Annotated in this window: 13 protein-coding genes; 6 read left to right on the top strand and 7 right to left on the bottom strand. The window is 70.4% G+C overall.

What is annotated here, in order from left to right:
• Positions 1–10 precede the first annotated feature (10 nt).
• Positions 11–1597, bottom strand: coding sequence for an ABC transporter substrate-binding protein (locus ACIPV1_RS11190; RefSeq protein WP_402726368.1), 1587 nt, complete (start codon positions 1595–1597; stop codon positions 11–13).
• Between the two features lie 158 nt (positions 1598–1755).
• Between ACIPV1_RS11190 and ACIPV1_RS11185 the strand changes: the two genes are divergently transcribed.
• Positions 1756–2415, top strand: a complete 660-nt coding sequence (locus ACIPV1_RS11185) for an FMN-binding negative transcriptional regulator (protein ID WP_123938875.1) — start codon at positions 1756–1758, stop codon at positions 2413–2415.
• Positions 2412–3881, top strand: a complete 1470-nt coding sequence (locus ACIPV1_RS11180; protein WP_402726367.1) for an amidohydrolase — start codon at positions 2412–2414, stop codon at positions 3879–3881. Before ACIPV1_RS11185 ends, ACIPV1_RS11180 begins: the two co-directional genes overlap by 4 nt.
• A 6-nt stretch (positions 3882–3887) precedes the next feature.
• Here ACIPV1_RS11180 and ACIPV1_RS11175 read toward each other — a convergent pair whose 3' ends face one another.
• The 3 genes from ACIPV1_RS11175 to ACIPV1_RS11165 are packed head-to-tail and all read right to left on the bottom strand — an operon-like array spanning position 3888 to position 5955.
• A complete protein-coding gene (locus tag ACIPV1_RS11175; protein WP_123293993.1) occupies positions 3888–4817 on the bottom strand; it encodes an Fpg/Nei family DNA glycosylase in 930 nt (309 codons plus the stop codon).
• 9 nt (positions 4818–4826) lie between these two features.
• A complete protein-coding gene (locus ACIPV1_RS11170) occupies positions 4827–5324 on the bottom strand; it encodes a ribose-5-phosphate isomerase (RefSeq protein ID WP_123293994.1) in 498 nt (165 codons plus the stop codon).
• Positions 5325–5346: 22 nt separating this feature from the next.
• The gene (locus tag ACIPV1_RS11165) at positions 5347–5955 is read right to left on the bottom strand and encodes an XRE family transcriptional regulator (RefSeq protein ID WP_123673322.1); all 609 of its coding nucleotides are present in this window, start codon (positions 5953–5955) and stop codon (positions 5347–5349) included.
• Between ACIPV1_RS11165 and ACIPV1_RS11160 the strand changes: the two genes are divergently transcribed.
• Entirely contained in the window at positions 5954–6481 is a 528-nt protein-coding gene (locus ACIPV1_RS11160; RefSeq protein ID WP_131878477.1) for a GNAT family N-acetyltransferase, read from the top strand. The two genes, ACIPV1_RS11165 and ACIPV1_RS11160, sit on opposite strands and share 2 nt — an antisense overlap.
• Positions 6482–6533: 52 nt before the next feature.
• On the opposite strand, the gene ACIPV1_RS11155 is transcribed toward ACIPV1_RS11160, so the two are convergent.
• Positions 6534–7094: a disulfide bond formation protein DsbA gene (locus ACIPV1_RS11155; RefSeq protein ID WP_402726468.1), complete on the bottom strand. Its 561-nt coding sequence runs from the start codon at positions 7092–7094 to the stop codon at positions 6534–6536.
• Positions 7095–7309: 215 nt separating this feature from the next.
• On the opposite strand from ACIPV1_RS11155, the gene pepN reads away from it, so the two are divergent.
• From pepN to ACIPV1_RS11140, 3 genes are all read left to right on the top strand, one after another.
• Positions 7310–9889, top strand: coding sequence for an aminopeptidase N (gene pepN / locus ACIPV1_RS11150; protein ID WP_402726366.1), 2580 nt, complete (start codon positions 7310–7312; stop codon positions 9887–9889).
• A 77-nt stretch (positions 9890–9966) separates the two neighbouring features.
• Positions 9967–11034 (top strand): mechanosensitive ion channel family protein, encoded by a 1068-nt coding sequence (locus tag ACIPV1_RS11145; protein WP_123938881.1) that lies wholly within the window; start codon positions 9967–9969, stop codon positions 11032–11034.
• Positions 11031–11525: a globin gene (locus tag ACIPV1_RS11140; RefSeq protein ID WP_279432377.1), complete on the top strand. Its 495-nt coding sequence runs from the start codon at positions 11031–11033 to the stop codon at positions 11523–11525. Before ACIPV1_RS11145 ends, ACIPV1_RS11140 begins: the two co-directional genes overlap by 4 nt.
• Positions 11526–11705: 180 nt before the next feature.
• Here the strand turns inward: ACIPV1_RS11140 and ACIPV1_RS11135 are convergent, their stop codons facing one another.
• Both ACIPV1_RS11135 and ACIPV1_RS11130 read right to left on the bottom strand, forming a co-directional pair.
• Complete coding sequence (locus ACIPV1_RS11135; protein ID WP_123938882.1) at positions 11706–12548, bottom strand: NAD-dependent epimerase/dehydratase family protein; 843 nt, start codon at positions 12546–12548, stop codon at positions 11706–11708.
• Between the two features lie 37 nt (positions 12549–12585).
• A complete protein-coding gene (locus tag ACIPV1_RS11130) occupies positions 12586–13287 on the bottom strand; it encodes a hypothetical protein (protein ID WP_111086787.1) in 702 nt (233 codons plus the stop codon).
• Positions 13288–13321 lie beyond the last annotated feature (34 nt).

The raw sequence follows: 13321 nt of genomic DNA, 5'->3' as shown, positions 1-13321 counted from the left end.
TGGTGGTGCCCTACTTCACGGCGATCTGCGCGACGACCGGGCTGCCGGCGACCGCGGGGAGCTTCGTGACCTTGTCGCTCGTGACGTACGAGTACTTGTCGAAGAAGGTCGGGACGACGGGGAAGTCCTCGAGCAAGGCCTCCTGCGTCTTCGTGTAGTACTCGTTCGCCTCGTCCTGCGAGCCGGCCGAGTCGGCCTTCGCCAGCAGCGCGTCGACGGTGTCGGACTGGTAGTACCCGGTGCAGGGCGAGCAGCCGCCGGCCAGGGTGAACAGGGCGCGGAGGGTGTTCTGCTGACTGATGTACAGCGCACCCCAGTGACCGAAGTGCGGGCCGGCGACCTTCTTGTCCGTCAGCTCGGAGTAGTACGAGGCCCAGTCGGTGGTGGCCTTCGCGACGGTGTCGACGCCCAGGTTCTGCCGGATCTGGTTGGCGTACGCCTCGTAGAGCGAGTCGAGGCCGCTGCCACCGGGGTAGACGAGCGTGATCGTGCCGTCGAAGCCGCCGGACTTCGCCAGGAGCTTCTTGGCCGCCGCGGGGTCGAACTCGCACGCGTCGCCGCAGATGCCCTCTTCGGTGCCGGACATCGACGGGGGCGTGAGCGCGGTGGCGGGTTCGTACAGGCCGCCGTAGATTGCCGTGTTCACCTCGTCGCGGTCGATCGACATCGAGATCGCGCGACGGACGTCGGGGTCGGAGTACCGGTCGTCCCAGAGCGGGAAGCCGAGGTAGTCGATGCCCGGGGCGTCGAAGGAGTGCAGGCGGTCACCGAAGTCGGCCTTCGCGCTCGTCATCTTGTCGGTCGGCAGGAACAGCACGTCGGCGTTGCCCGCGAGGACGTCGGTGTAGGCGGTGTTCATGTCCGAGTAGCTCCGGAACGTGACGTCCTTCGTGACCGGCTTCGTGCCCTCGTAGTCCTTCCACGCGGTGACGGTGAACTCCTTGTCCGCCTTCCACGCCGACTGCATCTCGTAGGGGCCGTTCCCGATCGGCTTCTTGTCGTACGCCTTCAGGTCGTCGTAGGCGGCCTCGGGCATCGGGTAGAACGCCGTCTGGGCCTGGCTGAGCTGGAGCGGGAACTGGCTGTCGGCGTGGGTGAGCGTGACCGTGAAGGTGTCCTTGCCGGTGACCTGCAGCCCCGACATCTCCTTCGTCTTCGGGGTGCCCTTCGCCGGGTTGAGGTCCGTGTACCCGACGATCGCGGCGAGCTGCCCGCTGTTCTCCCACGCGTTGGGGCCGTAGGCGACGTGGTTCCAGGCCTTCACGTAGCTCTCCGGGGTGACGGCCTCGCCGTTCTGGAACGTCCAGCCGTCCCGGAGGGTGATGGTCCACGTGGTGGCGTCGTCGCTCTCGACGCTCTTCGCGGCGACGTCGTGGAGCTCGCCCTTCGCGTCGGTCTGCGTCAGCGGTGCGAACAGGCTCTGCACCTGATCGAACGCGACGGTCTGTCGTCCGGGCGTCAGGTGGTCGGGCTCGCCGGTGGCGTACACCAGGCTCGATCCGCCGGCGGAGTCGGCCGTGCCGCTCGCCGAACAGCCGGTCACCACGAGCGCCAGTGTGGCTGCCGTGGCCAGGGCGGCGATGGTCCTGCGTCGCATGGGGGTCTCCTCGGGTCGTCGTTGATGAGTGAAGCTAGGCCCGTTCGAGCACCCGGCACAATGCTTCTTTCAATGAACTCTGAAACTTTTACCGTTCTGAAACACTCGCGAAACGACAGGTGTCGCGCTCGACCGGGGCCGTGTGCCACGCTCGGACCATGCGGCACACACCCCACTTCCTGATGACGGACGTCGACGAGGTCAAGCGCCTCGTCGCCGGCAACCCGTGGGCCACGATCGTGTCGCACACCGACGCCGGGATCGTCGCGTCGCACTACCCGTTCCTGCTCGAGACACCCGGGCCGGACGACGACCCCGACCAGGTCGTCCTCGTCTCGCACGTCGGCCGCCCCGACGAACTCGCGCACGAACTCGGCCGCCACGAGGTCCTGGTCGTGGTGCAGGGTCCGCACGGCTACGTCTCCCCCGCCTGGTACCCGCCGGAGCAGTTCGTGCCGACCTGGAACCACGTCACCGCCCATCTGTGGGGCACGCCGGAGCTGCTGTCCGACGACGAGAACTTCCGGGTGCTCGGCGAGCTCGTCGACCACTTCGAGCGCGTCATGCCCGAGCCGGTGTCCCTCGAGATCGACGAGGAGACCGCGCGCCGGATGGCGAAGGGCACCGTCGGCATCCGCATCCGGGTCACCCGGTTCGACGCCCGTGCGAAGCTCTCCCAGAACAAGGCGCCGGAAGTCGTCGACCGCATCATCGCCGGCCTGCGCGGCGACGGCCCCTACGCGTCGCCGGCGCTCGCCGACGAGATGGAGCGGGTCCGGTCCGTCGGGCCCACGACGGACAGCCGGGAGGCGCGATGAGCGAGATCCTGCTCCGCACCGTCCGCAGGGTGGGCACCTCCGGGGCCCCTGCCGACGTCCGCATCACCGACGGCCTGGTCACCGAGATCGCGCCGGCCGGCACGCTCGACCCCGCCGGCCCCGACACCGAGGTCGTCGACGCCGCCGGCGCCTGGCTCGGCCCCGGCCTCCGCGACCACCACACGCACTTCGACCAGTGGGCCCTGGTGCGCCGCCGCGTCGACGTCTCCGGCTGCGACTCCGCGGAGTCGACCGCCGCCCTCCTCGCCGCGGTCGCGCGGACCGGGGTGCCGGACCGCGTGCTGATCGGACACGGCTACCGCGACGGGTTGTGGCCGACCCCCGCACGACGCGAGCTGCTCGACCAGGCCGCACCGGGCCTCCCGACCGTCGTCATCAGCGGTGACCTGCACGCGGTCTGGTGCAACGCCCTCGCGCTCGCGCACTTCTCCGCACTCGTCGGCCGGCCGCTCGAGGCGGGTGACGACGGGATCCTGCGCGAGCAGGACGCCTTCGACGTGACCGGTGCACTCTCGCAGGTGCCGGACGACCTGCTCGACGGGTACGTCGTCGACGCCGCGGAAGCCGCCGCCGCGCGCGGTGTGACGGGCATCGTCGACCTCGAGATGCGCTTCGGCCTCGACCGCTGGGCGCGCCGGATCCACGCTGGCACCGACGCCCTCCGGGTGTCGTCGGGCGTCTACCCGGCGGAACTCGACGCCGTGATCGACCGCGGACTCCGCACCGGCGACGTCGTCGACCGGACCCGCGGCCTGCTCACGATGGGGCCGTTCAAGGTCGTCACCGACGGCTCGCTCGGCACCCGGACCGCGGCCATGGCCGACGGCTCCGGCGTGCTGGCGTGGGAGTTCGACGACCTCGTCGCGATCACCCGCCGAGCCGTCGACGCCGGACTCGTCCCCGCGATCCACGCCATCGGCGACCGGGCGAACACCCTCGCGCTCGACGTCTTCGAAGCCGTCGGCGCCCGCGGCACCATCGAGCACGCGCAACTGCTCGTCGACACCGACGTCGACCGGTTCGCCAGGCTCGGGGTGGCCGCCTCGGTGCAGCCCGAGCACGCCATGGACGACCGCGACATCGCCGACCGGCACTGGGCGGGCCGCACCGACCGCGCCTTCGCGTTCGCGTCGCTCGCCCGAGCCGGTGCCCGGCTGCTGCTCGGGTCGGACGCCCCCGTCGCGCCGCTCGACCCGTGGATCTCGATGGCCGCGGCCGTCGGACGCGACCGGGACGGCCGCGACCCGTGGCACCCCGCCGAACGGCTCTCCGCGCTCGCCGCGTGGCAGGGCTCGACGGACGGTCGGGTCAGCGTCGCGGTCGGTGACGTCGCGGACCTGGTGCTCGTCGGGTCGGACCCGCTGGCAGCGTCGTCGTCCTCGTTGCGGTCGATGCGGGTGCTCGCGACCGCGATCGCCGGACGGTTCACGTACTCAGAGCTCTGAAGCGCGCTACTTCTGGTCCTTCGGGCACCAGTAGAGCTTCCGACCGGCCATGTCGGCCACCCGGATCTCGGTGCCGCACACCCGGCAGGGCTCACCCTGGCGGTGGTAGACCCAGTGCCGGTCCTTGCGCGACCGCTGCGCCTTCTTGTACTCGGCGTCGGACAGGCCGTCCATCGTCATCATCAGGCCGTCGCGGACGCCGTCGTGCAGCAGCTTCGACCAGTCCGCCCACAGCGCCTTCGCCTGCTTGACGGTGATCTTCTTGCCGACCTTGTACGGGTCGATGCGCTGCCGGAACAGCAGTTCGGCCCGGTAGATGTTGCCGATGCCGCTCACCACGGACTGGTCCATGAGCAGCTGGCCGATGGCGACGTTCCGCTTCCGGACGTTGTCCACGAACGTCTTCTCGGCCTCGGGACCGTCGTCGTTCATCGGGTCGGGGCCGAGCTTGTCGAGGGCACGCTGCACCTCGGCCGGGGTCTCCACCACGCAGGCCGTCGGGCCGCGCAGGTCGGCGACGGTGTCCTCGGTCAGGATGCGGACGCGCACCTGACCGACGGGGTCCGGCGGGAACGACTCGATCGGGTCCTCGACCTTCTCCTGCTCGGCCATCCGGTACCGCGCCAGGCGGGGAGCACCGATGGACGTGAGCGATTCCTCGCCGTCGTCGTCGGCGGACAGCGCCGTGGCGGTCGACAGGTCGCCGGCGAAGTCCCACGCGCCGTAGAGCCCGAGGTGGACGCGCAGGAACAGATCACCCTCGAACTCGAGGAACATCTGCTTCGCCACCGCCCGGGCAGCGATCATCCGCTTGCCGTCGAGCTGCGCGGCCCCGGCGGCGAACCGCCCCTGCGGACTGGACACCTCGCAGCGCTTGCCGACGAAGTGCCGGGTGAACTGGTTGGCGATTCGGTGGACGGAGTGACCCTCGGGCATGGGACCTGTCTACTCGGCCGAGCCGTCGATCTGCTTGCCGGCGATGTGCCCCGTCTGCTCGTACTCGGCCAGCTGCGCGATGCGGCGTGCGTGACGCTCCTCGCCCGAGAACGGCTCGGCGATGAACAGGTCGACGAAGCGGATCGCTTCGTCCTCGGTGTGCTGGCGGGCACCGATCGAGATGACGTTGGCGTCGTTGTGCTGGCGTGCGAGGAGTGCGGTCGACTCGTTCCAGACGAGCGCTGCGCGGACACCCTCGACCTTGTTCGCGGCGATCTGCTCACCGTTGCCGGAGCCGCCGAACACGACGCCGAGCGCCTGGACGCCGGCCCGCTGGTCCTGCACCACGGCGTGCGCGGCGTTGATGCAGAACGAGGGGTAGTCGTCGAGCGCGTCGTACTCGGTCGGTCCGTGGTCCACGACCTCGTGCCCGGCTTCGGTCAGGTGCGTTGCGAGGGTCTGGTTGAACTCGAGGCCGGCGTGGTCCGTTCCGAGGTGGATGCGCATGGAACCGATCCTATTCCTGCGACTACTGCCCCCGGACCACCACGACGACGTACCGCGTGGGCCCCTCGCCCGGGTTCCGGTAGACCACGTCGGCGGGGTCACCGAGCTCGATCCGGTCCCCCGCGGCGAGCCGCGTCGGCTCGCCGCCGACGACGAGCTCGAGCACGCCGTCGACGACCCAGATGCAGTGCCGCAGGAACGCGTAGGCGGACGCCGGGTAGGCCACTTCGCGGCCGGCCGGGAGGCGCACCTCGGTGACGTCCGCGGGGAACGCCGCACTCGAGACCGGACGGCGGCGGTACCCGGTGTCGGGATCGGTCCAGGACTCCGCGGTCGCGCCGCGTTGGATGCCACGTGCGTCGTCGGGGTCGGTCGCCCTGGGCACCTCGTGCTCGAGGGCCTCGTCGAGGAGCTGCGAGATCGTCAGGCCGAAGGCGCCGGAGAGCCGGCCGAGGATCGTCGCGGTGGGGCTCGACACCCCGCGCTCGACGCGGTTGATCATCGCGCGGGAGACACCGGACTCCTCGGCGAGCTCGGTGAGGCTCCACTTGCGTTCGGTGCGCAGGCGTTGGAGGCGCTCGCCGAGGGCCCGTTCCGCGAGACCCGGCTCGTCGTCTACGATGTGAGACATGACGACAGCATATGCGACGAACGGGACGGATCCGGTCGTGGTGCGCGATTGCGGACCCGGCGACCTCGACGTCGTGCACGCCCTGCACGTCGACGCCGTGCTGCACTCCACCGCCATCTGGCAGGAGACCCCGCACCCCCGCGCCTACTTCGACGGCTGGCTGGCCGAGCGGCAGGGCGACGGGTACCCCGTGCTCGTCGCCGAGGTCGACGGCACTGTGGCCGGGTACGCCACGTACTCGCAGTGGCGGCCGCACCACGGGTACCGGCTGACCGTCGAGCACAGCGTCTACGTGGTCGAGTCGTTCCGCGGTCGGGGCATCGCCTCGACCCTGATGCGATCGCTCGTCGAGCGGGCGACCGCCGAGGGCCGGCACGTCATGATGGCCGGGATCTGCAGCACGAACACCGGGTCGATCGCCCTGCACGAGAAGCTCGGGTTCAGCACGGTCGCGGTCGTGCCCGAGGTCGGGCGCAAGTTCGACCGCTGGCTGGACCTGACGCTCATGCGCCTGCCGCTCGCCTGACGCGAGCCGAGGGGCGGGGGCGAGCCGCGCCTCCCGTCCGCTTGCCGGAGCGTCAGGCGGTGGTGTCGAAGATCGGGCCGACGGTGCGCGAGCGCTTGAGCTCGAAGAAGCCGGGGTACTTCGCCACGGCGACGACGCCGTCCCACAGGTCGAGCGCTTCCTGGCCCTTGGGTGCCGGGGAGATGACCGGGCCGAAGAACGCGGTGCCGGCGACGGCGATGACGGGCGTGCCGACGTCCTGTCCGACGCGGTCGATGCCGTCCTGGTGGCTGACGCGCACGGCGGCGTCGACCTCGTCCGTCCAGGCGTGGTCGAGCAGGTCGGCGTCGAGGCCGAGTTCCGCGAGCACGGCGGGGACCACCTGGTCGGGGTCCTGCTCCTGGCGGTGGTGGATGTGCTCACCGAGGGCGTCGTAGAGCGGCTTCACGATGTCCTGGCCGAGCCGGAGCCGCGCCGCCGTGACGATGCGCGGGTAGAGCTGCCCCTTGTGGATGCGCTCGCGGTACTCGTCGGGGATGTCCTGGTCCTCGTTCAGGACGAACAGGCTCATCACCTTCCACGTGACGTCGAGGTCGCGGTGCTCGGCGACCTCGCCCACCCAGCGGCTCGTCATCCAGGCCCAGGGGCAGTTCGGGTCGAACCAGAACTCCACGGTGGTGCGTTCGGTCGGGTGTTCCGTCGTCTTGTCCACAGTCGTCTCGCTCACGCTCCGAGCGTACGCGGCGTCGCTAGGCTGGGGACGACCGTCCCGCCGGTGCACGACGCCGTGCCGGGACTCCCCCTCGCGGACCACGATCGTCCGCGTCCTCAGCGAAGATGGAGCGTTGCGTGCCCGGAGAGAACCTCACCAGAACCGAAGCCCAGGAACGTGCCGGCATCGTCAGCGTGCAGACGTACGACGTCGAGCTCGACCTGACCCGCGGCGCCGAGACGTTCGGCAGCACCACCCGCGTGCGCTTCACCGCGACCGCCGGTGCGTCCACGTTCATCGACGCGATCACGAAGACCGTGCACTCCGTCACCCTGAACGGCACCGCGCTCGACGTCGCCGCGGTGAACGACGGCGTCCGCATCCAGCTCGACGACCTGCAGGAGCAGAACGAGCTCGTGGTCGTCAGCGACGCGCTGTACACGAACACCGGCGAAGGCCTGCACCGCTTCGTCGACCCCGTGGACGACGAGGTGTACCTGTACTCCCAGTTCGAGGTCCCCGACTCGCGCCGCATGTTCGCGGTGTTCGAGCAGCCCGACCTCAAGGCCCAGTTCTCCTTCACCGTGACGGCGCCGTCACGGTGGCAGGTCGTGTCGAACTCCCCGACGCCCGAGCCCCACGTCGACGGTGAGAACGCGACCTGGGCCTTCCCGCCCACCGCGACCATCTCGAGCTACATCACCGCGCTCATCGCCGGCCCGTACGAGGTCGTCCGCGACGAACTCACGAGCAGCGACGGCCGGACCATCCCGCTCGGCGTCTTCGCGCGCAAGTCGCTGGCCGAGTACCTCGACCCCGAGTACGTGTTCGAGACCACGAAGAAGGGCTTCGCCTACTACGAGGAGAAGTTCGACGTCCCGTACCCGTTCGAGAAGTACGACCAGCTCTTCGTGCCGGAGTTCAACGCCGGCGCGATGGAGAACGCGGGCGCCGTCACGTTCACCGAGACCTACGTCTTCCGCTCGAAGGTGACCGACGCCATCAAGGAGCGCCGGGTCGTCACGATCCTGCACGAGCTCGCCCACATGTGGTTCGGCGACCTCGTCACCATGAAGTGGTGGAACGACCTGTGGTTGAACGAGTCGTTCGCCGAGTGGGCCTCCACGATCGCCACCGCCGAGGCCACCGAGTGGACCGAGGCCTGGACCACGTTCCAGGCGATGGAGAAGTCCTGGGCCTACCGCCAGGACCAGCTGCCCTCGACCCACCCGATCGTCGCGACGATCAACGACCTCGAGGACGTCCAGGTCAACTTCGACGGCATCACGTACGCCAAGGGCGGCTCCGTCCTGAAGCAGCTCGTGGCGTGGGTCGGCATCGACGCGTTCTTCGCCGGCGTCTCGGCCTACTTCAAGAAGCACCACCACTCGAACACCGAGCTGCGTGACCTGCTCGTCGAGCTCGAGGCCACCAGCGGCCGTGACCTGTCCGAGTGGTCGAAGCTCTGGCTCGAGACCGCGGGCGTCAACACGCTCCGCCCGGAGATCGAGGTCGACGCGTCCGGCGCGATCACCGCGTTCGCCGTCCTGCAGGAAGCGCCGGCCGACTACCCGACGCTCCGCCCGCACCGACTCGCCATCGGCGTCTACTCCTTCGGGACGGACGACTCCGCGCCGTTCGGTGCCGACACCGCGTCGTCCGGCGGCAAGCTCGTGCGCGTGCACCGCGTCGAGATCGACGTCGACGGCGCACGCACCGAGGTCCCCGAGCTCGTCGGCGTGCAGCGCGGCGACCTCGTGCTCCTCAACGACGACGACCTGGCCTACGCCAAGATCCGTCTCGACGAGCAGTCCCGCACGACGGCGATCGAGCACCTCGCGGCCATCGCGAACCCGCTCGCGCGCTCCATCGTGTGGGGTGCGATGTGGGATGCCACGCGCGACGCCGAATCGCCCGCCAGCGACTACGTCCGGCTCGCGCTCGGCAACATCGCGACCGAATCCGAGTCGACGACCATCCGCACGACCCTGTCGCAGCTGCTCCTGACGACGCGCAACTACGTGGCGCCGTCGAAGGTCGACGCCACGGTCCGCACGGTGGGCGAGACGCTCTGGCAGCTCGCGGCCTCGGCCGAGGCCGGGTCGGACGCCCAGTTCCAGTTCGTGAAGTTCTTCGCGCAGATCGCGTCGACGCCCGAGCACGTCGCCACCCTGCAGGGGCTGCGCGACGGTTCGGTCACACTGAACGGGCTCGAGATCGACACCGACCTGCGCTGGGAGCTGCTCGAGGGCCTCGTGCTCGCCGGTGCCGCCTCCGATGCCGAGGTCGACGCCGAACTCGCGGCCGACAAGACCGCGTCGGGTGAGCAGGCCGCGGCCCGCGCCCGTGCGACGATCCCGACCGCCGAGGGCAAGCTGGCCGCCTTCGCGTCGCTCGTCGACTCGTCCGAGCTGCCGAACGCGATCGTGCGCCAGACCACGGTCGGGTTCCAGCACGTGAACAGCCCCGTCGTGCTCGAAGGCCTCGTGCCGAAGTACTTCGAGGTGCTCACCCGCATCTGGGCCGAGCGCAGCTACCACATGGCCGACACCATCGTCTCGGGCCTCTACCCGGCGCCGCTCGCGTCGGCCGAGCTCCGCGACGCCGCCCACGCGTGGCTCGAGGCGCACCCGGAGACCCCGGCGCTGCGTCGCATCGTGTCCGAGAGCGTCGCGGGCACGGAGCGTGCGCTCCGGGTGCAGGCTGCCGACGCCTGAGTCGCTCGTGAACACGGGCGGGGCCTCGGCGTTCCTCATGGAACGCCGAGGCCCCGCCCTCTAGCATCGACCGGATCATGAGCCTCGCTGCAACCACCGATGAGACCACGAAGGCCGTCTCCAACGCCTTCACCGACTTCGTCACCACCTGGCACGACGCGATCGTCATCGTGATCACGATCCTCGTCGCGATCATCCTCCGGCTGATCCTGCGCCGAGTGATCCGTCAGGTCGTCGACCGCGTCGTCTCCGGCGTCAAGAAGCGACAGGGAGCGACCGACACGCAGGCGCTCATCGCGTCGCCGGTGCAGACCGCACGCGTCGTGCAGCGCACCCGCACACTCGGGAGCGTCCTGCAGAACCTGGCCACGGTCATCGTCGTGGTGATCGCCCTGGTCGTGATCATCCCGCTCCTGGTGCCGAACGCCGCCGTCGGCATCGTCGGTGGCGCGTCGCTCGTCGCCGCGGGCCTCGCCGTCGGCGCACAGTCGATCGTGAAGGACCTGCTCTCCGGCATCTTCATGATCCTCGAGGACCAGGCCGGCGTCGGCGACGTCGTCGACACCGGGCAGGCCACGGGCGTCGTCGAGAACGTCGGGCTCCGTGTCATGCAGGTGCGCGACGTCAACGGGATCCTGTGGTTCGTGCCGAACGGGCAGATCCTGCGCGTCGGCAACCTGTCCCAGGGCTGGTCGCGGGTCCTCGTCGACATCACCGTCCCCTACGACACCGACATCGACGCCGTGCAGGATGCCCTGCTCGCGGCCGCCGTCACCATGTCGCAGGAGCCCCGCTGGCGCCAGCGCATCGTCGAGAAGCCGGAGATCTGGGGGCTGCAGTCGGTCTCCCCCGACGGCATGGTGTTCCGGCTCGTCGTGAAGACCCGCGCCTCCGAACTCGACGTCGTCGGCCGCGAACTCCGCGCCCGCCTGAAGCACGCCGTCGACGAGATCGGAGTCACCCTGCCGGCGATGGCGATGATCATGCCCGAGGGCTGGGAGAACGCGACCTCGATCAACGGGCTGCGGTCGGTGCAGACGCGTCCCACCCCGGCGCCGACCAAGCCGCGCCGCCCCAAGCGCAACGTGCTCGGGCAACCCATCCGGACCGACGACCACCACGACGGCGGGAAGGACCCCCAGTGACCGATCCCACACCTCCGAGCAGCGGTCCCGGCGGGGCTGGTCTCGGCGTGCCTGGCGTGCCGGGTGTTCCGGCGCAGCCCATCACGCTTCGCGTCGGCGAGCACGGCGTCTCGGCCACCGGCTCGCTCTTCGACCGCATTGGCGGCGCCCCGACCTTCGACCGGCTCGTCCGCCGGTTCTACGAGGGCGTGCAGCAGGACGACGTCATCTGGCCGATGTACCCGGCCGACGACCTCGAGGGCGCGATCTGGCGCCTGTCGGCCTTCCTGCAGCAGTACTGGGGCGGGCCGGGCACCTACAGCGAGGAGCGCGGACACCCCCGGCTCCGGATGCGGCACAACCCGTTCCGCATCACGTCCGAGGCCCGCGAGCGCTGGCTGCACCACATGCGTGAGGCCGTCGAGTCCCTGCAGCTCGCACCCCTCGACGAGGCCGAGCTCTGGGCGTACCTCGACCGCGCCGCGCACGCCATGACGAACACCTTCGACTGACGCCAGCTCTTCAGCCGCCCGGGTTCCGACTGCCGCCCAGGTTCCGACTGCCGTTCAGGTTCCGAAATCTGCACATCTCGGCGCCGCCTCGTCCCGTTCGTGGAACCTCGGCGAACGGTGCGCGGCATGTTGTGGAACCTCGACGGCGCTGACGCCGTCGTCGAGGGCCGTTCGTCGTCCTCAGCGCGCGTACGAGCCGGTGGCGAGGTCCTGGACCAGGGACGGGTGCGTCGGGTTCCAGCCGAAGGCGGAGCGGGCGTGGGCTCCGGACGCCTCCTGGTGCAGGAGCAGCGCGTCGGCGAAGGCCCCGCCGAGTCGCTCGCGCGAAGCATCGACGCTCTCGGCCACGACCGGTGCGCCGTGCGCCCCCGCTTCGGCGAGTTCGCGCACCGTCGGGTTGTCCCCGGTCGCGGCGACGATGTACCCGTCCTGCTCGGCACGCTCCAGCGCGAGGACGTAGAGCTCGCCGAGGTCGTCGACGTGCACCGTGGTCCAGCGCTGCGAGCCGTCACCGACCAGCGTGACCGGCTGGGTGCCGTCGCTGACGAACATCGCGGGGATGCCGGCACCCCGCCCGTACACGATGCCCGGGGCGACGATCGTGGTCCGCACGTCGCTCGCCCGCACGGCAGCCTCGTTCGCCGTGCGCCACGACGTCAGCTCGGGCGGATCGATCGGCGACTGCTCGGAGATGTCCGTCGAGTTGCCGAAGGTGAAGATGCCGCCGGTGTGCACGAACGGCTTCGGTGTGCCGGCGGACGCGCGCAGGACCGTCGCGGTGAAGTCCGGGTCGACGTCGGGCGCGGACGCCGTGTGGACGACGCCGTCGGTCTCGTGCACCAGTCGTTCGACGACCTCGGTGTCGGTGACGTCCCCGCCGAGGGCGTGCCCACCGGCGTCACGCACGTGCTGCGCCTTCTCGTCGGAGCGGACGATGGCGGTCACCTCGTGCCCGTGGGCGACGAGGGCGCGGAGGACGGAAGAGCCGATGTACCCGGACGCACCGGTGAGCAAGACGTGCATGCGGCCAGCCAACCACCTGGCCAGGACGTGACGTTCGCTACAGGTTCAGGGTCCAGGCGCGGCGTTTGACGAGCACGTGCCCGCGCGACGTCGTGAGACGGCTCCACGGACCGGTCTCGAACAGGCGGACCGGGTCGTGCCCGAGGAAGCCGAGGCTCTCCCCCGCGAAGCCTGCACCAGCGGGCAGGTGCTCGATGCCCGGCACCGGACGGCCCCAGACCTCGGATCGCACCTTGCGGATGATCGCCTCACCCGCGTTGGTCGGGACGGCGTCCGCGACCTCGGCGATGCCGTCACGGGTGGCGCGGCGCAGCAGCTCCGGCGAGACGTCGGGCAGCGGCACCCATCCGCCACGGGGCGGGGAGATCGCCGCCCACGTCACGGTGTGGACCTCGTGCGGGAGCTCGACCTCGATCGGGGTGGCCCGCGTCGGGTCGGCGCCGTCGGCGTGCTCGGCGTCCTGTGCCTCGGCGAGGAGCCGGAGCCGCTCGAGCAGGGACTGCAGCGGCACCACGGCGTCGATCGTCGCGGGCTCGGTGAGCGAGAACGTGCGGAGGCCGAGCACCGTCGGCAGCTCGTCGAGGAGTCCGAGGGGGTACAGGATCGCCGTGTAGACCGCGAGGACACCGGAGTCGGCGATGAACCGGACCGAACCGTCCTCGATCCGAGCGGCACGTCCGAGGTACGTGCGGAGGTCCCCGAGGGAGGCGGCGTCGGGAAGCGTGAACGAGGTGCCCATGTCGAACCGATCCTACCGGCGCACCCTGTGTTCG

Origin of the sequence: Curtobacterium sp. NPDC089991 (genome assembly GCF_044748425.1) — a bacterium.
GTDB lineage: Bacteria > Actinomycetota > Actinomycetes > Actinomycetales > Microbacteriaceae > Curtobacterium.
This window is presented reverse-complemented; position numbering and strand designations above follow the sequence as displayed.